General features: G+C 66.9%; 23 protein-coding genes. 15 read left to right on the top strand and 8 right to left on the bottom strand.

What is annotated here, in order from left to right:
- Position 1: 1 nt before the first annotated feature.
- Positions 2 to 475, bottom strand: coding sequence for a Cys-tRNA(Pro) deacylase (gene ybaK, locus ABIB54_RS07055; RefSeq protein WP_354574807.1), 474 nt, complete (start codon positions 473 to 475; stop codon positions 2 to 4).
- Complete coding sequence (gene glgX, locus ABIB54_RS07060; RefSeq protein WP_354574808.1) at positions 472 to 2,562, bottom strand: glycogen debranching protein GlgX; 2,091 nt, start codon at positions 2,560 to 2,562, stop codon at positions 472 to 474. Before glgX ends, ybaK begins: the two co-directional genes overlap by 4 nt.
- A gap of 67 nt (positions 2,563 to 2,629) precedes the next feature.
- Between glgX and ABIB54_RS07065 the strand changes: the two genes are divergently transcribed.
- The 7 genes from ABIB54_RS07065 to gatA all read left to right on the top strand — a co-directional run bounded on the left by ABIB54_RS07065 (position 2,630) and on the right by gatA (position 11,636).
- Positions 2,630 to 3,814, top strand: coding sequence for a cysteine desulfurase family protein (locus ABIB54_RS07065; protein WP_354574809.1), 1,185 nt, complete (start codon positions 2,630 to 2,632; stop codon positions 3,812 to 3,814).
- Positions 3,807 to 4,349, top strand: coding sequence for a hypothetical protein (locus ABIB54_RS07070; protein WP_354574810.1), 543 nt, complete (start codon positions 3,807 to 3,809; stop codon positions 4,347 to 4,349). Before ABIB54_RS07065 ends, ABIB54_RS07070 begins: the two co-directional genes overlap by 8 nt.
- Positions 4,350 to 4,488: 139 nt before the next feature.
- Positions 4,489 to 5,598 (top strand): tRNA 2-thiouridine(34) synthase MnmA, encoded by a 1,110-nt coding sequence (mnmA, locus tag ABIB54_RS07075; RefSeq protein WP_354574811.1) that lies wholly within the window; start codon positions 4,489 to 4,491, stop codon positions 5,596 to 5,598.
- Positions 5,599 to 5,807: 209 nt separating this feature from the next.
- Entirely contained in the window at positions 5,808 to 8,087 is a 2,280-nt protein-coding gene (gene ligA / locus ABIB54_RS07080) for an NAD-dependent DNA ligase LigA (protein WP_502917095.1), read from the top strand.
- A 149-nt stretch (positions 8,088 to 8,236) separates the two neighbouring features.
- Positions 8,237 to 9,694, top strand: a complete 1,458-nt coding sequence (locus ABIB54_RS07085; protein ID WP_354574812.1) for an alpha/beta hydrolase — start codon at positions 8,237 to 8,239, stop codon at positions 9,692 to 9,694.
- A gap of 89 nt (positions 9,695 to 9,783) precedes the next feature.
- Positions 9,784 to 10,107, top strand: coding sequence for an Asp-tRNA(Asn)/Glu-tRNA(Gln) amidotransferase subunit GatC (gene gatC / locus ABIB54_RS07090; RefSeq protein ID WP_354574813.1), 324 nt, complete (start codon positions 9,784 to 9,786; stop codon positions 10,105 to 10,107).
- Positions 10,107 to 11,636, top strand: a complete 1,530-nt coding sequence (gene gatA, locus ABIB54_RS07095) for an Asp-tRNA(Asn)/Glu-tRNA(Gln) amidotransferase subunit GatA (RefSeq protein WP_354574814.1) — start codon at positions 10,107 to 10,109, stop codon at positions 11,634 to 11,636. Before gatC ends, gatA begins: the two co-directional genes overlap by 1 nt.
- 27 nt (positions 11,637 to 11,663) lie before the next feature.
- Here gatA and ABIB54_RS07100 read toward each other — a convergent pair whose 3' ends face one another.
- Complete coding sequence (locus ABIB54_RS07100; protein ID WP_354574815.1) at positions 11,664 to 12,290, bottom strand: CGNR zinc finger domain-containing protein; 627 nt, start codon at positions 12,288 to 12,290, stop codon at positions 11,664 to 11,666.
- A 38-nt stretch (positions 12,291 to 12,328) separates the two neighbouring features.
- Between ABIB54_RS07100 and ABIB54_RS07105 the strand changes: the two genes are divergently transcribed.
- The 3 genes from ABIB54_RS07105 to ABIB54_RS07115 are packed head-to-tail and all read left to right on the top strand — an operon-like array spanning position 12,329 to position 15,186.
- A complete protein-coding gene (locus tag ABIB54_RS07105) occupies positions 12,329 to 13,363 on the top strand; it encodes an EamA family transporter (RefSeq protein WP_354574816.1) in 1,035 nt (344 codons plus the stop codon).
- Entirely contained in the window at positions 13,356 to 14,855 is a 1,500-nt protein-coding gene (gatB, locus tag ABIB54_RS07110; protein WP_354574817.1) for an Asp-tRNA(Asn)/Glu-tRNA(Gln) amidotransferase subunit GatB, read from the top strand. The genes ABIB54_RS07105 and gatB overlap by 8 nt, the downstream gene beginning before the upstream one ends.
- 43 nt (positions 14,856 to 14,898) lie before the next feature.
- The gene (locus ABIB54_RS07115) at positions 14,899 to 15,186 is read left to right on the top strand and encodes a putative quinol monooxygenase (protein ID WP_354574818.1); all 288 of its coding nucleotides are present in this window, start codon (positions 14,899 to 14,901) and stop codon (positions 15,184 to 15,186) included.
- 202 nt (positions 15,187 to 15,388) lie between these two features.
- Here ABIB54_RS07115 and ABIB54_RS07120 read toward each other — a convergent pair whose 3' ends face one another.
- Positions 15,389 to 15,649 carry a Txe/YoeB family addiction module toxin gene (locus ABIB54_RS07120; RefSeq protein ID WP_354574819.1) on the bottom strand — a complete coding sequence of 87 codons (261 nt, stop codon included), beginning with the start codon at positions 15,647 to 15,649 and terminating at the stop codon, positions 15,389 to 15,391.
- On the bottom strand, positions 15,646 to 15,897 hold the full coding sequence (locus tag ABIB54_RS07125; protein WP_354574820.1) for a type II toxin-antitoxin system Phd/YefM family antitoxin: 252 nt from the start codon (positions 15,895 to 15,897) through the stop codon (positions 15,646 to 15,648). Before ABIB54_RS07125 ends, ABIB54_RS07120 begins: the two co-directional genes overlap by 4 nt.
- Positions 15,898 to 16,313: 416 nt before the next feature.
- On the opposite strand from ABIB54_RS07125, the gene ABIB54_RS07130 reads away from it, so the two are divergent.
- From ABIB54_RS07130 to ABIB54_RS07140, 3 genes are all read left to right on the top strand, one after another.
- Positions 16,314 to 16,937, top strand: a complete 624-nt coding sequence (locus ABIB54_RS07130; RefSeq protein WP_354574821.1) for a PadR family transcriptional regulator — start codon at positions 16,314 to 16,316, stop codon at positions 16,935 to 16,937.
- A 129-nt stretch (positions 16,938 to 17,066) separates the two neighbouring features.
- Positions 17,067 to 17,408: a hypothetical protein gene (locus ABIB54_RS07135; RefSeq protein ID WP_354574822.1), complete on the top strand. Its 342-nt coding sequence runs from the start codon at positions 17,067 to 17,069 to the stop codon at positions 17,406 to 17,408.
- A 74-nt stretch (positions 17,409 to 17,482) separates the two neighbouring features.
- On the top strand, positions 17,483 to 18,253 hold the full coding sequence (locus tag ABIB54_RS07140; RefSeq protein ID WP_354574823.1) for a YidC/Oxa1 family membrane protein insertase: 771 nt from the start codon (positions 17,483 to 17,485) through the stop codon (positions 18,251 to 18,253).
- Positions 18,254 to 18,301: 48 nt separating this feature from the next.
- Here the strand turns inward: ABIB54_RS07140 and ABIB54_RS07145 are convergent, their stop codons facing one another.
- Entirely contained in the window at positions 18,302 to 19,681 is a 1,380-nt protein-coding gene (locus ABIB54_RS07145) for a pyridoxal phosphate-dependent decarboxylase family protein (RefSeq protein WP_354574824.1), read from the bottom strand.
- Positions 19,682 to 19,756: 75 nt separating this feature from the next.
- Here ABIB54_RS07145 and ABIB54_RS07150 point away from each other — a divergent pair, with 75 nt between their 5' ends.
- Positions 19,757 to 21,682 carry a prolyl oligopeptidase family serine peptidase gene (locus ABIB54_RS07150; RefSeq protein ID WP_354574825.1) on the top strand — a complete coding sequence of 642 codons (1,926 nt, stop codon included), beginning with the start codon at positions 19,757 to 19,759 and terminating at the stop codon, positions 21,680 to 21,682.
- Between the two features lie 86 nt (positions 21,683 to 21,768).
- On the opposite strand, the gene ABIB54_RS07155 is transcribed toward ABIB54_RS07150, so the two are convergent.
- Both ABIB54_RS07155 and ABIB54_RS07160 read right to left on the bottom strand, forming a co-directional pair.
- On the bottom strand, positions 21,769 to 23,151 hold the full coding sequence (locus tag ABIB54_RS07155) for a serine hydrolase domain-containing protein (protein ID WP_354574826.1): 1,383 nt from the start codon (positions 23,149 to 23,151) through the stop codon (positions 21,769 to 21,771).
- Between the two features lie 35 nt (positions 23,152 to 23,186).
- Positions 23,187 to 24,179 carry an NYN domain-containing protein gene (locus tag ABIB54_RS07160; RefSeq protein WP_354574827.1) on the bottom strand — a complete coding sequence of 331 codons (993 nt, stop codon included), beginning with the start codon at positions 24,177 to 24,179 and terminating at the stop codon, positions 23,187 to 23,189.
- 122 nt (positions 24,180 to 24,301) lie between these two features.
- On the opposite strand from ABIB54_RS07160, the gene ABIB54_RS07165 reads away from it, so the two are divergent.
- Positions 24,302 to 25,804, top strand: coding sequence for an MFS transporter (locus tag ABIB54_RS07165; RefSeq protein WP_354574828.1), 1,503 nt, complete (start codon positions 24,302 to 24,304; stop codon positions 25,802 to 25,804).
- Positions 25,805 to 25,809 lie beyond the last annotated feature (5 nt).

Raw genomic sequence — 25,809 nt, forward strand, 5'->3', positions numbered from 1 at the left:
CTCAGTCGCGGGCGATCGGCGCGAGTCGAGCTGCCGTCGCCCGCACCAGGTCCTGCGGTGCGAGCTCGAGGTCGAATCCGCGGCGACCACCGGAGACGAAAATGGTGTCGAACAGCTCCGCGGTCTCGTCGAGCACTGTGCGCACAGCGGTCTTCTGACCGATCGGACTGATGCCGCCGACTACGTAGCCGGTGCGCCTCTCGGCCAGTGCGGGATCCGCCATTGCCGCCTTCTTGCCCCCGAGCGCGCTGGCGAGGGCCTTGAGATCGAGTCTGCCGGAGACCGGCACGATCGCAACGGCGAGGCTGCCATCGACATCCGCGAGCAGCGTCTTGAAGACCCGTTCCGGCTCGATTCCGAGCACGGCCGCCGCCTCGAGTCCAAAAGAGGTGTTGGCGGAATCGTGCGCGTATTCGTGCTCTATGAACGCGATCCCGAGAGCCGAAAGCGCCGAGGTCGCGGGGGTCGCGGTCACGACGAGTGAGCGAGGAACAACTGCATCGACGCGGGGGCCAGTGTCAACTCCGAGCCGGGGGCGTGGGTCTCGGCCTCAGCGTCGTCATCCGCACTGTTCCAGAGCAGCTCATAGGATTCCACGCCCTCGTGCAGGGGCAGGCAGACGGTCTCCGGAGCCTCCAGTCCGTGCACGATGAGCAGGATGCGGTTGAACTCCTCGAATTCGGGAGTGGATGCCGCCAGGTACTGCAGGGTGCGTTCCTTGGGCGAATCCCAGTCCTCGATCGACATCGAGAGTCCCTCTTTGTTGAACCAGTCCATCTGGGTGGCCGATGGCACGGTCTCCCCGAAGATTCCGAAGCGGATCGGGCGCAGCGCCGGGTTGGCCCGGCGCAGCCGCAGCAGCTTCTGGGAGACCAGCAGCAGCTCGTCCTGCCAGTCCTCGCGCTCCCAGGGCAGCCATGTCAGCTCGCTGTCATGACAGTAGGCGTTGTTGTTCCCCCGTTGGCTGCGTCCGAATTCGTCGCCGGCCGTGATCATCGGCAGGCCAGCCGAGAGCAGCAGGGTGCCGAGCAGGTTGCGGATCGCCTTCTCGCGCGCCGAGAGGATCGTCGCGTCGTGGGTCGGGCCCTCCACCCCGTAGTTGAAGGAGTGGTTGTTGTCCGTGCCGTCACGGTTGTTCTCGCCGTTGCCCAGATTGTGCTTCTGGTTGTAGGCGGTGAGGTCCGCGAGGGTGAAACCGTCGTGCGCGGTGACGAAGTTGACGGAGGCGAGAGGGCCCCGCTCCTGGGAGAAGACTCCCTTCGAGCCGGAGAGCTTCGACGCGAGCTGGCCGATCCCGATCGGGGCAACCCCCTCGGCCCGTGCCGCTCCGATGTCGGTCAGCCAGAAGTTGCGGGTGCGGTCACGGTAGTCGTCGTTCCACTCCGACCACGGTTCGGGGAAGTTGCCGACCTGCCAGCCGCCCATCCCCACGTCCCAGGGTTCCGCGATCATCTTCACGCCCCGGAGCCCCGGATCGGTGACGATGGCCTCGATGAGCGGATGATGCGGATCGAACTCCACCCGTTCGTCACGACCGAGGGTTGCGGCGAGGTCGAACCGGAAGCCGTCGATCTGCACTTCGTTGGCCCAGTACCGCAACGAATCGAGCACGAGCCGCTGGGCGGCGGGGTGCGCGAAGTTCACGGTGTTGCCGCATCCGGTCACGTCGATGTAGTTGCCCCTGGCGTCCTGCCGATAGTAGGACGCATTGTCGAGGCCACGAAGGGACGTGGTCGGCCCCTCCTTGCCTTCCTCGGCGGTGTGGTTGTAGACCACGTCGAGCACGACCTCGAGGCCGGCTTCGTGAAGCAGTTTCACCATGCCCTTGAACTCCCGCAACACCGCGCCGGTACCGCCGAACTGCGCCTCGCGCGAGGCGTACTGTGCGTGGGGAGTGAAGAAGTTGAGGGTGTTGTAGCCCCAGTAGTTGCTGAGGCCCTGCTTGATGAGTCGCTGTTCGCTCACGAACTGGTGCACGGGCAGCAATTGGATCGTCGTGACGCCGAGGTCCTTGAGATAGCTGATGGCCGTGTCGTGGGCAAGCCCGGCATAGGTGCCACGGAGCTCCTCCGGCACGGCTGGGTTGAGCTTCGAAATCCCCCGCGCATGCGCTTCGTACAGCACGGTGTGGTCGAGGGGCACGCGGGGTTTGGTCGTGCCGTTCCAGTCGAAGTCGTCGTCTTGCACGTACGAGCGCCAGTCCCCGGAGGCCGTGCGGGCCAGGCCGCGGGCGTAGGGGTCGATGAGATGCAACGCGGGATCGAAGCGGTGGGTCGCTCCGGTCGGGCCGGTTGCCCGCAGTGAATATCGGGTGCCGGCCACCAGGTTGGGCGAGGTGCCGCACCAGACGTCGCCGTCATCCTTCTGCAACTGGATGCTCTCGGCGACCCAGTTGGGGTCCTTGTTTCCGAAGATGCAGAGCTCGATGGCGGTGGCACTGGCCGACCAGACCCGCAGCACGCCACCGGTGGAGGTCGCCCGGACACCGAGGTCTCGAAGCGGATCTGAGAGGGGTGCAACCGTCGAAATCGGCGCTTCGACGGTCGGATCGGTCACAGGCATGCGTTCTAGAGTAGAGACTCCGTGAGTCGTGCAGGTTACGGCGTGTGCGCAACTGGAGGTGTCGTCCGTGCCCGTGTATCTCGACCATGCCGCAACCACCCCGATGCTTCCCGAGGCGATCGCCGCGTACACCGAGGCTCTCGGCATCGTCGGCAACCCATCGTCCATCCACTCCCAGGGCCAGAATGCGAAGCGGATGCTGGAGGAGGCCCGCGAGCGCGTCGCGGAATCCCTGGGCTGTGACCCGATCGAGGTCGTCTTCACCTCCGGCGGAACGGAGGCGGTGAACCTCGCCGTTAAGGGGCTGTACTGGGCGCGGAACGCGAGCGGCACCCGTGCGAGGATCCTCGTGCCGCGCGGCGAGCACCACGCCACCATCGACACTGTCGAATGGCTGGAGCGTTACGAGGGCGCGATCATCGACTGGGTGCCGATCGACGAACTGGGCCGCGTGCGGGTGGACGTCCTCGCCGAGCTCCTCGAGCAACACGACGACGTCGCCCTGGTGACCCTGCTCTGGGCCAACAACGAGGTGGGCACCGTGCAGCCGATCGCCGAGATCACCGCGCTCGCCGCTCGTCACGGTGTGCCGGTGCATTGCGACGCGATCTCCGCCTACCGTCACGTGCCCATCGACTTCGCCGCCACCGGTCTCGCGGCACTGTCGGTCTCGGCGCACAAGATCGGTGGCCCGCTCGGCATGGGAGCCCTCGTTCTCGACCGTTCCGCCGTCGTCGTGCCGCTCATCCACGGGGGAGGGCAGCAGCGCGACGTGCGGTCGGGCACCCAGGACGTGCCGGCCGCGATCTCATTCGGGGTCGCGGCGCAGCATCCGGTCGCATCGTTCGCGCCGCTCCGGGACCGCCTGGTCGCCGGAGTCCGGGCGGCCGTGCCGTCGGCCGTGCTGCGTGGCGACCCAGATCCCGCTGCGCGCCTCGACAACAACGCCCACTTCACCTTTCCCGGCTGCGAAGGTGATTCCCTGCTGTTTCTCCTGGATGCCGCCGGAGTGTCGGTGAGCACCGGGTCGGCCTGCCGCGCCGGAATCCCGGAGGCATCCCACGTGCTGCTCGGACTGGGGCTCACCGAGGCGGATGCCCGCGGCGCACTGCGCATCACCGTCGGGCACACCACGACAGAGGCCGACGTCGACGCGTTCCTGCAGGCACTGCCCGGGGCCGTCGCGCGCGCGATGCGAGCGGGCCTCAATGACCGGGATGTCGCGACGCGGGTCGACAGTGTCGATGCCTAGGCGCGCATCCGCGGCAGTCGCTGCCGGATTCCTTGTTGTGATGCTCGCGATGACCGGCTGCACCGCATCTCCGGCACCCACGCCGAGCCCGACCGAGAGTGTTCCGGCAGATCCGGCTCTCACATCGGTGTTCCCCGCCGACTTCACCGGCGCGACAGCCCAGGCGGAGACCGTGCGTCTCGCGGATGCCATCGTGGCACTGTTGCCCGCGTCGATCGTCGTGCACGTGGACAACACCGACCAGCTCGTACCGGCGACGGCATCCTCCCGGTCGTACTACGGAGTGCTGCGGATCATCTCGCTCGTTGCCTCCAACGATCCGGTCGCCATCTCGAAGGCGATGGTGCAGAAGATCGAAGCCTCGGGATGGACCGAGCGACAGTCATCCGATGATGCGACGGGAGTGCACCTCGTGACGCTCTCGAGCAATCGCAAGCCGAACATCTCGTGGCTGCTGCAGCTGAGTGGAGACCCAAGAGTCTCCGGGCAGTCGGTGATCCAACTGCAACTGGCGAGCCCGGACCTGCCCGGCTAAAGCCCCCCGCCCGATCCTGCATAACTCCTGCAACCTGCTGGGCCGGCTTCGGCGGCCTCCGGGTTTCGGCCACCACCTGCTCGGTCGCCGGCAATTTGCCGGAGTTATGACGAGGGGACCCGCGCCTACACTGGAAGTCATGAAGGTATTGGCGGCGATGAGTGGCGGAGTGGATTCCGCCGTTGCGGCCGCGCGCGCCGTCGACGCCGGTCACGAGGTGGTCGGCGTGCACCTGGCTCTCAGCCGCATGCCCGGCACGCTGCGCACGGGGGCCCGCGGATGCTGCACCATCGAGGACTCGATGGATGCCCAGCGGGCGGCCAACATCATCGGCATCCCCTATTACGTGTGGGACTTCTCTGAGCGTTTCGCTCTCGATGTCGTGGACGACTTCGTCGCCGAATACTCGGCCGGGCGCACGCCCAACCCGTGCATGCGGTGCAACGAGCGCATCAAGTTCGCGGCCCTGCTCGAGAAGGCCCTCGACCTGGGTTTCGATGCGGTCGCCACGGGGCACTACGCCACGATCCTCACCGACGACGACGGCAATCGCGAACTGCATCGGGCCGCTGCCTGGGCGAAGGACCAGTCCTACGTGCTCGGGGTGCTCACGGCGGAGCAGCTCGCGCACAGCATGTTCCCGCTCGGCGCGACCCCCTCGAAGGCGGAAGTCCGCGCGGAGGCCGCCGAGCGCGGTTTCAGCGTTGCGACGAAGCCCGACAGTCATGACATCTGCTTCATCCCCGACGGCGACACCCGCGGCTGGCTCGCGGATCGGGTGGGAGCCGAAGCAGGAGTCATCCTGGAGCGGGATGGTTCCGTCGTCGGCAGCCACGAGGGGGCGGCGGCCTTCACCGTCGGTCAGCGCAAGGGCCTGCACCTCGGAGTCCCGTCGCCGGATGGTCGTCCTCGGTTCGTGCTCGAGGTGAGGCCGTCGAGCAACACCGTTGTCGTGGGTCCGAAGGAGGCTCTCGATCTCGCCGAGGTGGCCGGATCCAAGTTCAGCTGGGCGGGGCTCGCACCCGCCGACCCGTTCACGGAGTTCGCCTGCCACGTGCAGATCCGCGCTCACGCCGACCCGGTGCCCGCGGTTGCCGTGCTTCGGGATGGCGAGATCATCATCCGCCCGGATGTTCCCCTCAACGGTGTCGCGCCCGGTCAGACCGCCGTGCTCTACCTCGGCACCCGCGTCCTGGGGCAGTGCACCATCGACCGGACGGTCTCCGCGGTTCCCCTGCCCGCACGCTGATCCCCCTTTTTTGCCTTTCATCATTCAGGAAGGTGTGGGGCTGACGGGTCAGGAGTGACTGGAGGGTTCCCACCAGGGGTCTCCCGCATCATCCGCCCCACACTTTCCTGAATGATGATGCGCAGCACTCGGGGGACGGATGCCGCGGGCTCGGGCAGGCGGCGGCACCGGGAGTGCGGGAGGTCGGCGGTCGAACCTAAGCTGAAGCGGTGGCGAACCTGGAGAAAGAGACCGCGGAAGACCTCACCCTCGAACAGGCCGGGGAGGAGGCCGGAGAGCTGACGACGCGCGTGCTGGAGCTGCGCGACGCCTACTACGAGCGCGACGAAGTCCTCGTGGCCGACGAGGACTACGACCGGATGCTGCATCGGCTCGAGGAGCTGGAGCGACTCTTCCCCGAGCTGCAGAGCCAGGACTCTCCGACCCAGACCGTCGGGGGTCGCGCCGATTCGACGCTCTTCGCCCCGGTGCGGCACGCCGAGCGGATGCTGAGCCTCGACAACGTGTTCTCTCTCGAGGAATTCGCCGAGTGGGCCGCGAAGGTCGAGCGCAACGCCGGCCGGCACATCGACTATCTGTGCGAGCTCAAGATCGACGGGCTCGCCATCAACCTCCGCTACGAAAACGGCGTGCTCGTGACGGCGGCGACGCGCGGCGACGGAGTGGTCGGCGAAGACGTGACCGAGAACATCGCGTTCGTGAAGGTGATACCGACGAAGCTCACCGGCACCGGGCATCCGCCGGTGGTCGAGGTGCGCGGCGAGGTCTTCTTCGAGTCCGAGATCTTCGATCAGCTCAACGCCGATCAGGTCGCCGCGGGGGAGCGGGTGTTCGCGAACGCGCGAAACGCGGCATCCGGCAGTCTTCGCCAGGTCGCAGAGAACAAGACCGCCGTGCAGCTCGAGCGGATGCAGAAGCGGCTCGGTCGGCTGAGCATGCTCGTGCACGGCATCGGTGCGTGGGCGAATCCGCCCGTTGACTCCCAATCGGCCACCTACGGCCTGCTCGCGGAGTGGGGTCTGCCGACCAGCACGCACTTCCGGGTGGTGAAGTCCGCGTCGGATGCTGCGGAGTTCATCGAGTTTTTCGGTGAACACCGCGGCAGCGTCGAGCACGAGATCGACGGCATCGTGATCAAAGTCGATGAACTCGAGCTTCACGAGGAGCTCGGTGCGACGAGCCGGGCTCCCCGATGGGCGATCGCGTACAAATATCCGCCGGAGCAGGTCAATACCAAGCTCCTGGACATCGTGGTGAGCGTCGGGCGCACCGGCCGGGTCACCCCCTTCGCCGTCATGGAGAAGGTGCGGGTGGCGGGCAGCGAGGTGCGCCAGGCCACCCTCCACAACCAGGATGTCGTCAAGGCCAAGGGGGTGCTCATCGGTGACACCGTGGTGCTGCGCAAGGCCGGCGATGTGATTCCCGAAGTGCTCGGCCCGGTCGTCGAACTTCGAGACGGTACCGAGCGGGAATTCGTGATGCCGACGAACTGCCCGGAGTGCGGAACCCTGCTCGCACCGGCGAAGGAGGGAGACGTCGACCTCCGGTGCCCCAACGCCCGCAGTTGCCCCGCCCAGGTTCGCGGTCGCGTCGAGCATGTCGGCAGCCGGGGTGCGCTCGATATCGAAGGCCTCGGGGAGGTGGGTGCCTCCGCTTTGACCCAGCCCGATGTGCCCGTCGATCCGCCGCTGGTCACCGAGGCCGGTCTGTTCTCCCTCACGCTCCGCGACATCTTTCCGATCACCGTGCGTGTGCGGGACCACGAGACCGGGCTCGTCAAACTCGATCCCGACGGATCGGAGCGCACCGAGACGCCCTATCGCAAGAGACGCAAGAAAACCGGGAGAGGGGCCGACCCCGCTTTCGATTCCGGTGCGAACGATTTCGCCGGCGACGAGGAATACGTGCCATCGTCGGCCGCCGAGAAGTTGCTGTCCGAGTTGGAACTCGCGAAGACCAAGGACCTGTGGCGCATCCTCGTGGCGCTGAGCATCCGCCATGTCGGACCGGTGGCCGCTCGTGCACTTGCCGCCTATTTCGGTTCCATCGCGGCGATCCGGGCGGCGAGCCGCGAGGAGCTCGCGGCGGTGGACGGAGTGGGCGGCATCATCGCCGACTCCCTGATCGACTGGTTCTCCATCGATTGGCATGTCGAGATCATCGACCGGTGGGCGGATGCCGGCGTGCGGTTGAGCATTCCCGGTCACGCCGGCCCTGGCGCGGCGATCGCCGCCGGAGGCCCACTCTCCGGCATCACCGTCGTCGCGACCGGGAGCCTGGAGGGGTTCACGCGGGAGGGGGCTCTCGAAGCGATCATCGCGGCCGGTGGCAAGGCCGCGTCGAGCGTCTCGAAGAAGACGGACTTCGTTGCAGCGGGCCCAGGAGCAGGCTCGAAATTGACAAAAGCTGAGGAACTCGGTCTTCGCATCATCGATGCGGCACAGTTCGCCCTACTCCTCGAATCGGGCCCAGACGCGCTTAACAGCTGATTCTCGAGCTAGTCTCGCGTGTAAACACCGCGTGACTATCTGGTGCCGCCCAGTAAAAACCTAGGTCAGAGGCATATTCGACCCTACTATTGGGGGTAGAAACAGATTCCCGTTGCTCACGGTGTTCCCCCGAATGCCGGATTCAACGATTGGATACATACCTTTTGCTGTTTGACGTCGCAGCAGTCCTCTCGCCCTCCGGCGCGCTCGGTGGGGTGGCAGAGGCGTTCGGCGTACACGAAATCAGCCGCCAGATCTCGGCGATCGTGGAGTCGGTCGATCCGTCGACGCAGGATCAATCGCTGTTCGGAGGGCTCTTCGCCCCGGTCGGCTCTGGCGCGGGCATGCTCTCCTACGGCAGCCCGCAGCCTTCGGATGTGACGCAAGCGGGCGTATCGTCGACGCCCGTCGATCCGACGCTTCTTCCCCGCAGCAGTGGAAGTGAGACCCTCGACCGACTGACGGTGCTGTCCGGTTCCGATGTCGCGGCCTTCGTCTCCCGCAACCCCTCGGCGGTGCAGAGACTGCTGGTGAGTCCGCCGCGAGCCAGTTCGATTGCGGCCTGGTGGGGATCCCTGCCGAGCTCGGGACAGAGAACCCTCTCGACGAAAGCGCCCGAGGTGGTCGGCAATCTGGACGGCTTGCCTTTCGCGGTGCGCGACCGGGCCAACCGCCTCACCCTCAGCCGATCCGTCGCCCAGCTCGAATCATCGATCGCCTCTGGGGCGGGGCGTGCGAAGCTCGTCGAGAAGCGCCACCACCTCGACATCCTGGAGCAGGTGAAGAAGACCCTGCAGCGCACGACCGGCGAACCGAAACGACAGCTTCTCACCCTCGATACGACTGGCGAGGTGCGAGCAGCCGTGGTGGTTGGAGACCTCAGCACCGCGGACTACGTGAGCTATCTCGTGCCCGGCATGTTCTTCACCGTGCAGGGGCAGATGTACGACTGGACCGTGATCGCGCAAGACCTGCAGGCGCAGCAGTCCGGGTGGTTGAAGACGCTGTCGACCACCAACCCGGCGCTCGCCGGCAAGACCGCAGCCACGGTGGCCTGGATCGGTTACCAGACACCGGGGGTGCTCGACATCGCCTCGCTCGATCGAGCGCAGAGCGGCGCCAGCTTTCTCGGCCACGCCATCCAGGGACTCCACGCGGCACGAGCGGACAGCCCACCGTTTGTCAGCCTGGTGACACACTCTTACGGATCCACCGCCGCGATGATGGAACTCGCGCAGGGCGGCATGTCCGTCGATGCGCTCGCCATCATCGGGTCCCCCGGGTCTGCCGCTCAGTCGGCGTCGGCCCTGGCGGTGACCAAGGGCAACGTCTTCGTCGGCGAAGCGGCCTGGGACCCGATCGTGAACACCGCCTTCTACGGCAGCGACCCCGGCGCGCCCAGCTTCGGCGCGAAAAAGATGGATGTCGCGGCCGAGACCGATCCGATAACGCACAAGCCTCTCGCCGCCGCGGTTGGCCACCTCGGGTACTTCGACAGCGGCACCACGGCGATGCGTAACCTTGCGCTGATCGGGCTCGACCAGAGCGCGCTGGTCTCCTCCGGCTCGCCGGAGGATGCGAGCCGCACGCTCGCCGATAGTCGCTGAGCGGCGCCCGACAACCGGATCGGATCGGCGCTCACGCGCGTGCGAATAGAATCGGGTGTCCCCCCAAGCGATCCAACGCACGGAGTTCCATGTCTGAAAATCCTGCTGAGCCCGACGGCCGTATCACCACCGATCAGGTCGCTCACCTCGCAAACCTCGCCCGCATCGCGCTCACACCCGCCGAGATCGAGAAGCTCACCGGCGAACTGGGAGTGATCATCGACTCCATCGCGAAGGTTTCCGAGGTGGCAACGGCGGACGTTCCGGCCACGAGTCATCCGATTCCACTCACCAATGTGTTCCGCCCCGACGTGATCGGCGACACGCTTTCGCAGGAGGAAGCGCTCAGCGGCGCTCCGGAGCATGACGGAAGCCGATTCAAAGTCTCTGCAATCCTGGGGGAGGAGCAGTAATGTCCCATGTCGACGGCACCGCCGATCTCACCCGCCTCAGCGCGGCCTCGCTCAGCGAACTCCTCCAGGCGCGCGAGGTCTCGAGCGTCGAGGTGACCAGGGCGCACCTCGATCGCATCGCCGCGGTCGATGGCGATGTGCACGCCTTCCTCCATGTCTCGAAGGACGCTATCGACACCGCGGAGGGTGTCGATGTGCTGCGCCGCAGCGGTGACCGGCTTCCGCCGCTCGCCGGTATCCCGATCGCCATCAAGGACGTGCTCTGTACCCTGGACATGCCCTCTACCGCGGGAAGCAAGATACTCGAGGGCTGGATCCCTCCCTACGACGCCACCGTGGTGCGCAAGCTTCGCGAGGCCTTCCTCGTACCGCTCGGCAAGACGAACATGGACGAATTCGCCATGGGATCCTCCACCGAGTTCTCGGCGTACGGCGTGACCCATAATCCCTGGGACCTGGATCGCATTCCCGGCGGATCGGGCGGAGGAAGCGCGGCAGCGGTAGCGGCATTCGAAGCACCGCTCGCACTCGGCTCTGACACGGGTGGCTCGATTCGCCAACCGGCAGCGGTAACGGGATCCGTCGGGGTCAAGCCCACCTATGGCGGGGTGAGCCGGTATGGCGCGATCGCGCTCGCGAGCTCGCTCGACCAGGTGGGCCCCGTCTCCCGTACGGTTCTCGACGCCGCGTTGTTGCACGACGTGATCGGTGGTCACGATCCACGAGATTCCACCTCCCTGCGGGACGAATGGCCGAGTTTTGCCGCGGCGGCGAAGGCCGGACAACTCAAGCGCAACCTCAACGGTGTGCGTGTCGGTGTGGTGAAGGAGCTCGATGCACCCGGCTTCCAGGCCGGGGTCAGCCAGCGCTTCCACGAGACTCTCGATCTGCTCGCCTCCAACGGAGCAGAGATCGTCGAGCTGAGCGCACCGAACTTCGAGTACGCCGTCGCCGCCTACTACCTCATCCTGCCGGCGGAGGCATCCAGCAACCTCGCGAAGTTCGACTCTGTGCGATTCGGACTCCGAGTGAACCCTGTGGGGGGAGGGACGGTCGAGGATGTGATGGCCGCGACCCGTGAGGCCGGTTTCGGTCCGGAGGTCAAGCGTCGCATCATCCTCGGCACCTACGCGCTCAGTGCGGGCTATTACGACGCCTACTACGGCAGCGCGCAGAAGGTGCGCACGCTCATCCAGCGCGACTTCGCCGCTGCCTTCGAGAAGGCGGACATCCTGATCAGCCCGGCAGCGCCGACCACCGCGTTCAGGATCGGCGAAAAGATCGACGATCCGCTTGCCATGTATCTCAACGACGTGACGACGATCCCGGCGAACCTCGCGGGCATTCCGGGTATGGGTCTCCCGATGGGGCTTGCTCCGGAGGATGGATTGCCCACCGGCCTCCAGCTCATGGCACCGGCACGCGCCGATGCCCGGCTCTACGAGCACGGTGCCGTCATCGAGGCCCTGCTCGAAGACAGCTGGGGTCGCACGCTGATCAGCCAGGCACCGGAGCTGGCCACGCGCTAGCTGTGCCCGGCGGCAGCACCCGCGGGGTCAGGGCTTATCGGCTCGATATCCCAGCGAAACGGCGCCGCCGGTGCCTTCGTTGGCGATCTGATCGCCCGCCGGCAGCACGTCGGCGGCGCGCTCGCGGAAGGCGACCATGTTCATCCGGTTGCCGCAGCGCACGCTGCAGTACCGTTTCGACCCGTTGCGGGAGAGGTCGACGAGCACCCCGGAGCAGTCCGGTGCGTCGCAGGTGCGGAGCCGGTCCATGGCGTCCATGCGGATGACATCGGCAAGGGCGAGCGCCACCTCGACGCGCATCCGCTCGGCCAGGGGCGCGTCAGGCGCCGTCGCGTGCCAGTGCCACCCGGAGTCGTCGTGCCGGGTGAGCTGGGGGAGGGCGTCCGCTTCCGCCAGCATCGCGTTCACCTCGGTGACGGCCCCGTCTCGCCCGAGGTGCCAGATCTTGCGCAATCGCTCCCGCGTGAGCGCGACCTGCGCACGCTCCGCCTCGTCGTGATCGATGCGACCGGAGTACCGGAAACGGGCGAGAATCGCGTCGAGATCATCGATCGTGGTGAGCTCGTCCGACCCGCTGCGGGAGGCAAGCGGATGAGTGTTCGCCAAGGCGACGGCAAATTCGAGTGTCTCCACGGTGTCAGGGGCAAAAAGCAATTTGACTCCTTACTTTTGACCAGACTACCGTCAGCAGAATGAAGCCTTCGTCCACCTCGCTCGGACTGGTCATCGCCGTGATCGCCGCTGCGACCTTCGGCATGTCGGGCGCCTTCATCAAGCCCCTTCTGGAGGCGGGTTGGAGTCCCGCGGCCGCGGTGACGGCGAGGGCGCTCATCGGCGGACTCGTGCTCGCGCCGCTCGCCCTGCTCTCGCTCCGAGGCAGGTGGTCATCGCTCTGGCGCGCTCGGTGGCGCATCGTGGCGATGGGGCTCATCGGCGTGGCCGGCACCCAGCTGGTCTATTTCGCCGCCCTGCAACGGATTCCCGTGAACACCGCGATACTCATCGAATACATGGCGCCACTGCTGCTGGTCGGCTTCGTCTGGGTGACCAGTCGGCGGATGCCCTCCGCCGTCGTGCTCATCGGCTCGGTCGTGGCCGTGGCGGGCCTCGTTCTCGTGGTCTCGCCGCGTGGGGGAGGCGGTTTCGACCTCGTGGGCCTTGGCTTCGCGACGCTGGCGACGGTCGGGTGCGCGATCTATTACGTGGTCGCGGCGCGGCCGAGCGACGGTCTTCCGCCGGTGGCGCTCGCGGCGGGTGGACTCGTGCTCGGCGGGCTCGTCCTCGGCCTCGCGGGCCTCACCGGTCTCGTTCCCTTCACGGCGACGTTCACGACCGTGCGTCTGCTCGGCACGATGGTGAGCTGGTGGGTGCCTCTGCTCGTCGTCGGCGTCTTCGCCACGGCCGTCGCCTACGCCAGCAGCATCACTGCGACCGAGATGCTCGGCTCCAGACTGGCATCCTTCGCCGGCCTGCTCGAGGTCATCGCGGCGGCGCTCTACGCGTGGATACTGCTGGGGGAAGACCTCACGGTGCTGCAGCTGATCGGGGGAGCGCTCATCCTGGCCGGCATCGCCTTCGTCCGCGCCGAGAAGCGGGGTGCAGCGACGATGCTCGAAGCGGGCGCGAACACCGAGCCGATCGCCGTGCCGATCGCCGTGCCGATCGCCGTGCCGTCGCCATCCGAAGATCCTCCGCTCGCCACGCCCGTAGAATCGTCTGGTGGCTAAAGCTGAACTGATGGACTACGACCGTGCGATCGAGCTCTTCGAGCCGGTGCTCGGCTTCGAGGTGCACGTCGAACTGAACACGAAGACCAAGATGTTCAGCGACGCGCCAAACTTCTTCGGTGGCGAGCCGAACACGAATGTCACGCCCGTGGACCTCGGACTTCCGGGCAGCCTTCCGGTGGTCAACGAGCAAGCGGTGAAGTACTCGATCAGCCTCGGGCTGGCCCTGGGCTGCAGCATCCGCCCCTCCAGCCGCTTTGCGCGCAAGAACTACTTCTACCCCGACCTGGCGAAGAACTACCAGATCAGCCAGTTCGACGAGCCCATCGCCTTCGATGGAAGCGTCGAGGTTGAGCTCGAGGATGGCCGTACCTTCCAGATTCCCATCGAGCGCGCGCACATGGAAGAGGATGCAGGCAAGCTCACCCACGTCGGTGGCGCCACCGGGCGCATCCAGGGTGCGGAGTACTCGCTCGTCGACTACAACCGCGCCGGCGTGCCCCTGGTCGAGATCGTCACCAACATCATCTACGGCGCAGAACGGGATGCCCCGGAGCTCGCCAAGGCCTACGTCTCGACCATCCGCGACATCGTGCGGTCCCTGGGCATCAGCGACGCGAAGATGGAGCGCGGCAACCTGCGTTGCGATGCGAACATCTCGCTGTCCCCGCGCGGATCCGGCACGCTCGGCACTCGCACCGAAACGAAGAATGTCAACTCCCTGCGAAGCGTCGAGCGCGCCATCCGCTATGAGATCCAGCGCCAGGCGGCGATCCTCGCCGACGGTGGCACGATCATCCAGGAGACCCGGCATTGGCACGAGGACACCGGTGTGACCTCGGCCGGCCGGCCCAAGAGCGACGCCGACGATTACCGCTACTTTCCCGAGCCCGACCTTCTTCCCGTCGAGCCGTCGCTCGAGCTGATCGAGGAACTGCGTGCCGCGTTGCCCGAGGCACCGGCGGTCCGTCGTCGTCGGCTCAAGGAGGCCTGGGGCTTCACCGACCTGGAGTTCCAGGATGTCGCGAACTCCGGTCTGCTCGTCGAGATCGAGGAGACCACGGCCGCCGGTGCTTCCGCAGCGCAGGCCCGCAAGTGGTGGACCGGCGAAATCGCCCGGCTGGCGAACGCCGCGGACGTGGACGCGTCGTCCCTCGTCTCGTCACTGCATGTCAGCGAGCTGATCGCCCTCATCGAAAACGGCGAACTCACCGACCGGCTGGCGCGCCAGGTGCTCGAAGGAGTCATCGCGGGCGAGGGTTCCCCTGCCGCTGTCGTTGAATCGCGGGGCCTCAAGGTCGTGTCGGATGACGGTGCCCTCATCGCTGCGATCGACGAGGCTCTCGCGGCCCAACCCGACGTGCTCGAGAAGATCCGCGACGGCAAGGTGCAGGCTGCCGGCGCGGTGATCGGTGCGGTGATGAAGGCGATGAAGGGCACAGCGGATGCCGCCCGCGTGCGCGAACTCGTGCTGGAGCGCGCGCAGCAGTAGCGGTCGATACCGCAGCCGACCCGAACAGACTGGAGCCCCTGAAATGACCGTCACCGCAACACTCGAACTCTCGATCGCCCCCGAGTCGGCTGATGTCGCGCACTCCGTGATCCACGAGGTGCTCGCTGCGACGCGGGCGTTTGCCGGCAACCAGGGCGTCGAAGTGCTCGTCGACGTGGCGAACCCGCTGCACATCGTGGTGCTCGAGCGGTGGGAGTCCCTCGAGGCCGATGCCGCCTACCGCGCCTGGCGCGCGGGCGATGGGGTATCGAACCTGGGCACTGTGCTCGCAGGGCCGCCGGTGCTCACGGTCTTGACGACCTCCGAGTGACTGATCGGTCATCCTGCGACGTGCCTCAGGACTGATCCCCTGAGAGTCCCTTCCGCGTCCACGCGCTGACAGCCCGCCGTATTCGCGGTACCGGACGCCGGGCAGTCGCTATTTTCTGCAGTCGCTATCGGGACTGATGTCGATCTGGTCGACTCGAGATTTGCCGCGTTTGACGTTCCCCTTCCGGGACAGTCGCTACGTACTAGTGACCGTAGTGATAGCGGCATCCGGCAATGCGAATCTCATCGCTGTCGACTTTGTAAACGAGGCGATGTTCGTCGGTGATTCGTCGTGACCAATAGCCGTGAAAACCGTGCTTCAGTGGCTCCGGCTTTCCGATGCCTTCGTTTCCGTTTCGTGCGATATCTCGCAGCAGGATGTTGATGCGCTTGAGGACCTTTCGATCCTGCGTCTGCCACCATTCATAGTCGGCCCACGCATCCTCGTCCCAGGTCAACTTCATTCTGTGATGTCGTGCTCGACACCTTTACCGGATTCGAGCCGTTCTATTGAGCGAAGGAGCCGCGCGGCGTTTGCCGGAGATTTCAGCAGGTATGCGGTTTCTTTCAATGACTCGTAATCATCTAGCGAGACGATGACCACCGGCTCATGGCCCGCCCGAGTGATGATGACTTCCTCGCGGTCGTCGACCACAGCGGACAGCGTCGCGGCATATTTTGCTCGAGACTCTGAGTAGGTCATTGTGCGCATGAGATTCCCTTCTAGGCGTACAACTTATTGTACTTTATCATCCAAGTCGCGTAAGAGGTTCCGCTCACGGGCCGCCGATCCGGGCGAAAAGTGGTCCAGAGCGGGCTCTCTCGATGGTGGAGAGGGCCGCCCGGTGATGGTCCGGCCCGGGAACGCTTCAGGTGCCCGCCGTTCACGTCCTCTCAGCTGTCACCTTCCAGCGCAGCAGATCCAAGGCTTTCCTGCCCGGACCTAGGGCGAAAGTCTCGATCTGCTTGAGACAAGTCTCGATTTGCTTGAGAACTGACAACTCAGCTCATTAACAGCACAGGGACTTGCACCGCGATAGTCAACGATATATCTTTGACCCATCGCAGAAACTCTGCGATGGCTCAGCAAAGCATCACGTAGCTGGGCGAACGAAAGGACATGCGATCATGAAACGCAATCACGATATCCACAACAGAAGCTTCCATCACTCCGACCACCACCCGCTTCGGTTCAATCACGAGTCCGCCGGTTCCGGCGAAGGCCGCGGTCGTGGCCCCGGATTCGGCGGCTTCGGCGGACCGGGCTTCGGCTCCGGTTTCGGCGGGCCCGGGTTCGGACCACGCGGTCCTCGCAGGGCAGGCAAGGGCGATGTACGCTCGGTCATCCTCTCCCTTCTGGCCGAGGGCCCGTCCAACGGCTACGGCCTGATCAAGGCGATCGCGGAGAAGACCAGTGGTGCCTGGCGCCCGAGCCCCGGCTCGGTCTATCCCACGCTGCAGCAGCTCGTCGACGAGGACCTCATCGTCTCCGTCGGCGACGGTCGGAAGACCGAATTCGAACTCACCGATGCCGGCAAGACCTACGTCAGCGAGCATGCGGATGATTTCGCCAAGGCCTGGGAGGCGACCCCCGGTCGCTCCGAACAGGCTGGAGCGTTCTTCGAGAGCGTCGGCAAGCTGATGGGCGTCGCCCAGCAGTTCCGTCACTCGGCAACAGACGCCCAGCGGGCTGCCGCCATCGAAAAGCTGGATGAGGCGCGCCGCGCCCTCTACCTGATCCTGGCGGACTGAAACCAGAACGCGATCACCCCGAAGGCCGGGTCCCGCTGCGGTGGGACCCGGCCTTCGGTGCGTTCACGGCGGGGCGAGTACGCCCGCCGGAGTATGGCCCGTGGCTGCTCCGCGGGGTACGGTTGCCCCATGAGCACGTCGAAGGCACAGCCTGTCGCAATCGCGACACGGCTTCTGAGTGCCCTGGCGGCTGTGCTTCCGGGCGGATTCGCGGCGCTTCTTCTCGTGTCCATCGCGTTATCGGATGGCAGCCACAGTTCGCTCACCGTTCTCGGCATCGCCGCTGTGACGGTGGCGGGTGCGGCAGCCATCGGCTACTCGCTCGTGCTCGTGGGTTCCTCCGAGATGACCGTCGGCGCGCGAGCGCAGGTGCGGCGTTCCGTCGCCTTCGGCAGGCCTGCCCCGCAGCATCCGACCACCCCCGGGCGTCCGCGCACTCGGGCACCCTCGCAGTCGATCCCGGCCACCTAGCAGAGCCCCGCGCAAGCGGATGCCTCGTGGCCACACTCGGTCACCCATCCGTTTCGACTGCAAGGACTCTCATCGTGGACCTCTTTTCGTTTGCCCCCATCGCCTCTCTTCTCGACCTGGCCCATTCCCTCGTCGAGGGTCTCGCGGCGCTCGTCTCTCCCCTCGCCGGTGCGGCCAGCGCAACCGTCGCCATCATCCTGCTCACCGTGATCGTGCGCACGGTGCTCATCCCGGTGGGCGTCTCGCAGGTGAAGGCTGAGGGTACTCGCCGTCGACTTCACCCGCAGATCCTCGCCCTGCAGCGTCGACACCGGAAGGATCCGCTGCTGCTTCAACAGAAGACGGCGGCGCTGTACAAGGCCGAGAACACATCGCAATTCGCGGGCATCGTGCCCGCCCTCGCCCAGGCGCCGGTGCTCTCTCTCGTCTATGCACTCTTCATCCGCGTCACCGTGGACGGCCATCCGAACGCGCTCCTCACCGAGCGCCTGTTCGGAGTGCCGCTCGGCACCACCTTTGGGCACCTCGCAACGACCGGGGCGGCCGGCATCGCCGTCTACCTCGTGCTCTTCGCGATGATGGCCGGCGTCGCGTGGCTGTCCCGGAGAGTCGCACTGCGGCTCGTGTTGCCGAATCCGGATGCGCCGGAATCGGCTGCCACGATCGCCCGGGTTCTGAGCTGGATGCCGTTCCTCACCATCGTCTTCTCGGCATTCGTTCCTCTCGCCGCGACGATCTATCTCGCGGCGACGACCGCCTGGACCCTCGGCGAACGGGCGCTGCTGCGACGCCGCTATTGGCGCGCCGGGGAAACGGATCCGCCTCTCGCTCCCGCGATGAGCTGATGCCGGACGGGGCTCGGCGAAGCCCGCCGGGCCGTTCCGCGCCCGGCTCTAGCCGGCCATCGCCCGTCGCACCGCGTCGATGGCGATGGCCAGGTCCGCGTCATCCGTCGACCAGTTGCTCACGGAGATGCGCAGGATGTCGCGGTCCTGCCACCGCGATCCGCTCATCCAGACCGCGCCATCGGCGATGAGGTTCCGGGTGACCCGGCGGGTGTTCTCGTCATCCCCGAACGCGAGGCTCACCTGCGTGAAGACGACATCGTTGAGCACCTCGACACCGGGGAGAGACGAGAGTCCATCGGCGAGAGTGCGGGCGTTCGCGGCCAGACGCTCCACGAGCGCGATCACCCCCGAGCGTCCGAGCTCGTGCAGGGCGGCCCAGACGGGAACTCCTCGCGCCCGGCGCGACAGCTCCGGCACCCTGTCGAAGGGGTCTCCCGGTCCGTCGCTGGCATTGATGAGATAGCTGGTGTGCACCGCGAAGGCCGATCTCACCGCTTCCGGATGGGCGACGACCGCGATTCCACAGTCGTAGGGGACGTTGAGCGTCTTGTGCGCATCCGTCGCCCAGGAATCCGCCATCTCGAGCCCGTCGAGGTGCTTTCGGTAGAGCGGACTTGCCGCAGCCCAGAGACCGAAGGCGCCGTCCACGTGCACCCACGCGCCATGGTGATGGGCGATCTCGATCGACTCGCGCATCGGGTCGAAGGCGCCGGAGTGGAGGTTTCCGGCCTGGAGGCAGACGATCGCCGGCCCGTCGACATCGCGCATCGACTCGGCCAGAGCCGCGGGGATGATGCGCCCCTCGCGGTCGGCAGCCACCTCGATCGGCAGTCCAAGCCCGAGGTAGCGCAGGGCGAGATCGACGGAGGCGTGCCGCTCGCGTCCGGCGAAGACGGCGATCCGCGGGGCGCCACTCAGCCCGTCTGCCGAGAGATTCCAGCCGATCCGGTCGAGCACCTGCTGGCGCCCCGCCGCGATTCCCACGAAGTTCGCCGTGGTTCCTCCGGTCGTGAATCCGACATCCGATCCGGACGGGAGCCCGAGCAGGGCGAGGATTTCGGCCCCGGCTGCCTCCTCGATCGCGGCGACACCCGGTGTGGCGAAGCGCATCCCGGCGTTCTGGTCCCAGGCGCTCACGAGCCAGTCCGCCGCCATCGCCGAGGGGAGGGTGCCGCCCATGACCCAGCCGAAGAATCGACCGGAGGGGACCGCCATCAGGCCGGGCTCGACGATCTCGGAGAGCGAATCGACGACGTCTGCGGCATCGCGACCGTGCTCGGCGAGGGGCTGCATCAGGGTCTCAGCCACCTGGTCGGCTGTCAGCCGCGGAGGCACCGGTCGGGTGGGGATGGATTCGAGCCAGTCCCTGGCATGGGCATGGGCGCGCTCGAGGGGCTCTCTGTAGGCATCCGGGTCGGCCGTCACGGTCTGAGGCTAGACCCGCCGGATCGATCGCGGAAGGGTGAAATTGGCCCACCGGCCAACGGGCAGAATGAGACGATGACCATCACCTCGCCCTACGGAACCTGGCGCTCTCCGATCACCGCCCGCGACATCGCCGCGAGTGGGCATCCGGTGCAGGGTGGATGCTGGGTCGGCGAGCAGGCGTGGTGGTGCGAGGGGCGACCCGAGGAGGGCGGACGCTACGTCGTGGCGAATGCCGCGGGAGACGTGCTGCCCGCCCCGTGGAACGCCCGGAGCCGCGTGCACGAATACGGGGGAGGGGCCTGGGCTGTGACCGCCGATCGGGCGTTGGTCTTTGCCGAATTCAGCGACCAACGGCTGTACCGTCTGGATGACGGCGGCTCGGTTCCCGTGCCGCTCACGCCCGCGGGACGCGGCTTCCGCTTCGGTGACATCAGTATTCGGGGGTCGGAAGTGATCGCCGTCCGCGAGATCCACGCGGATGGCTCGGTCACCCGGGACATCGTGGCCGTGCCGCTAGACGGCACCGGGGCCGTCGAGGGCACCGGGGCTGTCGAGGGCACCGGGGCTGTCGAGGGCATCCGCTCTCTGGCATCCGGGTCGCATTTTCTCGCCTTCCCGCGTTTCTCGCCGGATGGCGCGAGGCTCGCCTGGATCGGATGGGAGCATCCCCAGATGCCGTGGGACGGCACCGAACTCCGCGTGACCGAACTGGAGAGCGGAACGGTCAGCACCCTCGCGGGTTCGGCCACCGAGAGTGTGCTGCAACCGGAGTGGATCGACGATGCCACGCTCACGATGGTGAGCGACCGGAGCGGCTGGTGGAACCTCTATTCCGTGACCCTTCACGGGGAGGTGGCCTCACTCCATCGGGAAGAGGCAGACTTCGGCGGCCCGCTCTGGCAGCTCGGCAACCGGTTCTACGACCTGCTCGACGATGGGCGGATCCTCGCGGTACGCACTCTCGGATCGGACGATCTCGTGATCGTCGACCCGGCCGATGGCACCTCGCAGGCCGTCGATCTGTCGCTGACAGGTATCCGGCTCGGGCCGCGTCGCGGCAGCCGCGTGCTGCTCACGGGAGGCAGCTCCGCACAGAGCGGTGGTCTCCGCGTCTTCGATCTCGACGACGGCTCCCTCACCGATCTTCGCTGGGACGTGGAAAGCATGCCGGATGCGGCATACGTGCCGATCGCGGAGGCGAGGACCTTCCTCGGTGCGCGCGATGTCCACAGCTTCGTCTATCCGCCGCGCAACGGCGACTATGACGCTCCGGCAGGCGAGAGACCGCCGTACATCGCCGTGGTCCACGGCGGTCCCACGGGCCACAGCTCCGGTGGGTACTCGCCCATCTACAGCTTCTTCACCAGTCGAGGAATCGGAATCATCGACGTGAACTACGGCGGGTCCACCGGCTACGGCCGTGAATACCGCAACCGGCTTCGCGGCCAGTGGGGCGTCGTCGACGTGGAAGACGTCATCGCCGCGGTGCGCGGGCTCGCGGATGCCGGTCTCGCCGACGCCAGTCGCCTCGCGATTCGCGGGGGATCGGCCGGCGGGTTCACGGTGCTCGCGGCGCTCACCCGATCCTCTGTCTTCGCGGCCGGAGCCTCGTACTACGGCGTATCCGACCTCGCCACCCTCGCCGCCGAGACCCACGACTTCGAGTCCCGCTATACGGATGGCCTGGTGGGCCCGCTGCCGGAAGCATCCGCCCTCTACGCGCAGCGATCGCCCATCACCCACGTCAATGACCTGACAACACCGGTGTTGTTGCTGCAGGGACTCGATGACGAGATCGTGCCACCGGCCCAGTCGGAGCTCTTTCGTGACCAGCTGGCCGCGCAGGGGCTCCCGCACGCCTACCTGGCCTACGAGGGTGAATCCCATGGGTTCCGGCGAGCGGAGACGATCGTCGATGCCACGGAGAGCGAGCTCTCGTTCTACGGCCAGGTGATGGGCTTCGATCCGCCGGATGTGCCGCGGCTCACGCTCTCGTAGGGTCGGGCCGTCGGAACGGCCGCGTCATCTTTCGCCCCAGACCATCGGGTCGCCTTGCGGGTGCCCCGCCGACCGAAGTGTGCGACTCAGCGGCGCGGCGATGACACCGCGTGAGTATGCGGCAGGTCCCCGAAGGCCACATTCTGCGCGATATCGAGGGTCACGGCGTCGCTCGCGAAGGCCAGGGTGACGGTGCGCGAATACGGGGTCACGACATCGAGCGCCCTAACGACGAGGGTGTCAGGGGAGACCCAGGCGCCGCTGGCCCACACCCGAGAATCGGCGGAACCCAGCCACCGGCCGTGTTCGAAGGCGAGCTCGGTGATCGCGCCGTGCTCGTCGACGATGAGTCGTCCCGGCTCCACCGTCACCGCCGAGACGGTGGGGTGGTCGAAGGAGAACCGCACTCCGGCGACCAGCTCCGCCGTTGCGCTCGTGGCGTCCCCGGCCACGGTCGGGATACTGAGATCTGCGAGCACCCCGTCCAGCGGGCTGTCCGCCGGAGGAAGCGCCGAGTCGCCGAAGGCCGGGAGCAGGTGCTCCCACACGAGGTCGAGGGCGAGCTGCGCGACCGGCAGGGCGGAGGTGAGCACCACGACGGAATCCTGCTCGGGAAGCACCAGGCAGAACTGTCCGAACGCGCCGTCCGCCCGATACCCGGCCAACCGGTTGCGCCAGAACTGGAAGCCGTACCCCTGGCGGCCGTCGAGATCATGATCGGCCGCAGCGGTGACCACCTGAAGGGAGGTGGCTTCATCGATCCACTCGGCGGGCACGAGTTGTCTGCCGTTCCACTGCCCCCGCTGCAGCAGGAGCTGACCGAAGGTGGCCAGCTGTTCGGTCGTGATGCTGAGCCCCCACCCTCCGGCGTCGATGCCCTGAGGGGAGCTCTCCCAGGTGGCATCCGTGATTCCGAGCGGCTCGAAGAGGCGTGGGCCGAGATAGTCGAGCAGGCGCTGTGCGGTGAGGCGCTGCACGATCGCCGAGAGCACGTGCGTCGCGCCACTGTTGTAGAGGTAGTGCGTGCCCGGCTCGAACTCGAGAGGCTGAGCGAGGATCGCGCGAGCCCAGTTGTCACCGTGGGTGCTGTCCGCGAGCGAGACGGTGTCGACGGCGTGGCCGGTCGTCATCGTGAGCAGGTGGCGCACGGTCAGGGCACCGAGGCGCGCGTCGATCTCGGTCGGGAGATCATCGGGCAGCAGGTCGACGACGCGGTCGTCGAGGGACAGGAGCCCTTCGCTGATCGTGAGCCCGACGGCCATCGCGGTGAAGCTCTTGCTCACCGAGAACATCATGTGCGGATGCCCCGCCGAATAGGGCGCCCACCACCCCTCGGCGATCACCCGACCGTGCCGCACGATCATCATGCTGTGCAGGCTGTCGAGGCCCGCGTCGGCGGCGCGGATGAAGTCGAGGATGGCGGACGAGGCCATGCCCTCGGCCTCCGGGGTGCTGCGGGGGATCGTCATGGCACCATTCTGCCGTGCCCGCAGCCCCGAAGCGGTCAGCCGGTCGGAGAGGCCGCTGCCCTCAGTCTGATGCGACGGGAGTTGTTCGCCCCGCCGTCATCCATCTCCACCTGGCCGCTGCGGGACTTCACGAAGTCGGTGAAGCTCTTGTATCCCAGGGCCGACTCGCTGAACGCGGGGTCCATGCGCCGCATCTGTTTCTTGACCTCTGAGCTCGGCATCCACTCGCTGTCGCTCTTGGCGATCCCCAGCCGGAGTGCCCGCATCATGAGGTTCGTGGCCGCGCGCGGGGAGAGCTTGATTGGCGCGTCGTCATCGGTCACCAGCGACTTCGGCCGATCGGCAGCGGGCTGTTTTCGCGGCGCTTTCGGCGGAGGCTCGGATGCCGTCACGGCAACCTCTGCTGGCGGATCGGCCATCGCGACGGTGTCGTCCTCGCCGGCACTCACCAGACCGGGCAGGTCGTCGTAGTCCTGGAACTCATCGCAGGCGGCCACCAGGGATCGGCTGGTGGCACCGGCGACGCCGATGCCGACGACGTAGCGACCGAGCCGCTTGCAGCGCTGGGCGAGAGCGATGTAGTCGGAGTCTCCGGCGACGATAACCACGTGGGTGAGATCGTCGAGACGGAAGAGGTCTTCGACAACGTCGACGGCGAGGCGGATGTCGGCACCGTTCTTCATCGCCTGGGTTGTGGGAAAGAGCTGGGTGAGGTCCACTGCCCGGTCGATGAGCTGCTTCTGGTAGCTGGCGTTCGCCTTGGCCGACCAGTCTGCGTAGGCGCGACTGATCACGATGGGCCCGAACGAGGAGGCGTAGTCGAGCACCGCGCCGAAGTCGACGGTCGCCTCACGGAGCCTGGTGCCGATGACCCCGGCGGCGCCGGCGACAGTGGCGCTGTCGGGTCCGAAGTTGCGCGCGCCGTCGGTGCTGAATCGGCGTGCACCATGGAGCTGGTTGTATCTCGAGACGACGATGTTGTCGAAATCGATGTAGACGGCTACACGGGTGTCGGTGGCTTCAGGCATGCGGCGCCTCTCGGTTCGGTGGGCACCAGTCTCGTAGCCCACATGTTAGGCGCGCATCCGCGCCGTGGCCAGACCGCGCGCCCACTCGAGTCTGATCTACTGGAGGTGAGGAGGAGCACTGGATGACGGATGCACGGGCGAGTGCCAGCGAGACGTCCCCCGATCCCCGTCGCTGGCGCGGGCTCTGGGTACTGCTTCTCGGCCAATTTGCCGCGCTGCTCGATGTCAGCGTCACCAATGTCGCCCTTCCGTCGATCGGGCGCTCCACCGGCTCCAGCCCGTCGGAGCTGCAGTGGATCGTCACCGGCTACGTCTTGGCCTTCGGCCTCATGCCGATCATCGGGGGCCGACTCGGTGACATCGGGGGCCGTCGCCGCATCTTCATCGTCGGTCTCGTCGGATTCGTCGTCTCGAGCGCCGCTGTGGGTCTTTCCCCCGATCCGGTGTTCATCATCGTGGCCCGCGTCGTCCAGGGGCTCTTCGGGGGCGTGCTCGGTCCCCAGGTGTCGGGATACATCCAGAACGCCTTTCCCCGGGCGGAGCGGGGTCGCGCATTCGGGCGACTGGGGCTCGCCCTCGCGGTGGCCACCGCACTCGGCCCCGTCGTCGGTGGGCTGCTCATCGCCCTCGGCGGCCCGGAGTTCGGCTGGCGGCTCGTCTTCTTCATCAACCTGCCGATCGGGATCACGGCCATCGTGCTCGCCCTCGCCTGGGTGACAGAGGCACGAAAGCCCTCATCGACCCGGCGCCAGAGCCTGGATGTGCCCGGCGCGATTCTGCTCGGGATCGCCATCCTCTGCGTACTCTTCCCGATCGTGGAATTCAGCACCTTCCGCTCGGGATGGATCTTCCTGCTGCTCCTCCCCGGGGCCGCCTTCGCCGCCCTGTTCCTCCGACGCGAGGCCCGGCTCACCTCGGCAGAGGCCTCTCCGTTGCTCGATCTGCGTCTCTTCCGCCAGCCGTCCTTCACCATCGGGGTCACCTTCATCCTGTTGTATTTCTGCGGTTCCACCGGTCTCCCACTGGTGCTCACGCTCTACCTTCAGCAGGGGACCGGGTTCGAGCCGCTCCAGGCGGCGCTCGCTGTCACCTCGCTCGCCGTCGGTTCCGCCGTGTCGGCCCCGATCGCTGGCCGACTGGTGCCTCGCATCGGTCGTCCGCTGGTGGTTGTCGGCGTCAGCCTGTTCATCGTCGGCGCGGCCTGGATCGCGATCGTGGTGGCGGCCGCTCCCGCGCTCACGGATCCCGGTGCGATCATCCTGCGCCTGGCCTTTCCGCTCTTCCTCATCGGGGTCGGCGGAGGCGCAGTGATCACGCCCAATCAGACCCTCTCCCTTGCGGATGTCGACAGGCGGATCGGAGGATCGGCCGGCGGTGTTCTCCAGACCTCCCAGAGAGTCGGTGCGGCGATCGGGCAGGCCGCGATCGGGGCGGTGTTCTTCGCTGTCGTCGCCGGCGGTGCGGCGTCCACGGCGACGGGCACGCCGGCCGCGCATCCGCAGGACTTCGCGACGGCATTCGTCGCCGGGGTCATGGCCGCCGTCGTATTCTCCCTCGCGGCCCTGGCCCTCGGCCTGCTCGACCTGCGGGCCACCCGCCGGCGGTCCGCGGCGCGCCTAGGCTGACCCCA

Origin of the sequence: Frigoribacterium sp. UYMn621 (assembly GCF_040549525.1) — a bacterium.
Classification (GTDB): domain Bacteria; phylum Actinomycetota; class Actinomycetes; order Actinomycetales; family Microbacteriaceae; genus Lacisediminihabitans.

What these genes read in the sequence shown, in the direction of transcription:
- ABIB54_RS07070 (WP_354574810.1), top strand. Translation starts at nt 3,807, where the DNA reads ATGCCTAGGCGCGCATCCGCGGCAGTCGCTGCCGGATTCCTTGTTGTG.
- gatC (WP_354574813.1), top strand. Translation starts at nt 9,784, where the DNA reads ATGTCTGAAAATCCTGCTGAGCCCGACGGCCGTATCACCACCGATCAG.
- ABIB54_RS07135 (WP_354574822.1), top strand. Translation starts at nt 17,067, where the DNA reads ATGAGCACGTCGAAGGCACAGCCTGTCGCAATCGCGACACGGCTTCTG.
- gatA (WP_354574814.1), top strand. Translation starts at nt 10,107, where the DNA reads ATGTCCCATGTCGACGGCACCGCCGATCTCACCCGCCTCAGCGCGGCC.
- ABIB54_RS07120 (WP_354574819.1), bottom strand. Translation starts at nt 15,649, where the DNA reads ATGAAGTTGACCTGGGACGAGGATGCGTGGGCCGACTATGAATGGTGG.
- ABIB54_RS07105 (WP_354574816.1), top strand. Translation starts at nt 12,329, where the DNA reads ATGAAGCCTTCGTCCACCTCGCTCGGACTGGTCATCGCCGTGATCGCC.
- glgX (WP_354574808.1), bottom strand. Translation starts at nt 2,562, where the DNA reads ATGCCTGTGACCGATCCGACCGTCGAAGCGCCGATTTCGACGGTTGCA.
- ABIB54_RS07115 (WP_354574818.1), top strand. Translation starts at nt 14,899, where the DNA reads ATGACCGTCACCGCAACACTCGAACTCTCGATCGCCCCCGAGTCGGCT.
- ABIB54_RS07130 (WP_354574821.1), top strand. Translation starts at nt 16,314, where the DNA reads ATGAAACGCAATCACGATATCCACAACAGAAGCTTCCATCACTCCGAC.
- ABIB54_RS07160 (WP_354574827.1), bottom strand. Translation starts at nt 24,179, where the DNA reads ATGCCTGAAGCCACCGACACCCGTGTAGCCGTCTACATCGATTTCGAC.
- ABIB54_RS07165 (WP_354574828.1), top strand. Translation starts at nt 24,302, where the DNA reads ATGACGGATGCACGGGCGAGTGCCAGCGAGACGTCCCCCGATCCCCGT.
- ABIB54_RS07155 (WP_354574826.1), bottom strand. Translation starts at nt 23,151, where the DNA reads ATGACGATCCCCCGCAGCACCCCGGAGGCCGAGGGCATGGCCTCGTCC.
- mnmA (WP_354574811.1), top strand. Translation starts at nt 4,489, where the DNA reads ATGAAGGTATTGGCGGCGATGAGTGGCGGAGTGGATTCCGCCGTTGCG.
- ABIB54_RS07125 (WP_354574820.1), bottom strand. Translation starts at nt 15,897, where the DNA reads ATGCGCACAATGACCTACTCAGAGTCTCGAGCAAAATATGCCGCGACG.
- ABIB54_RS07150 (WP_354574825.1), top strand. Translation starts at nt 19,757, where the DNA reads ATGACCATCACCTCGCCCTACGGAACCTGGCGCTCTCCGATCACCGCC.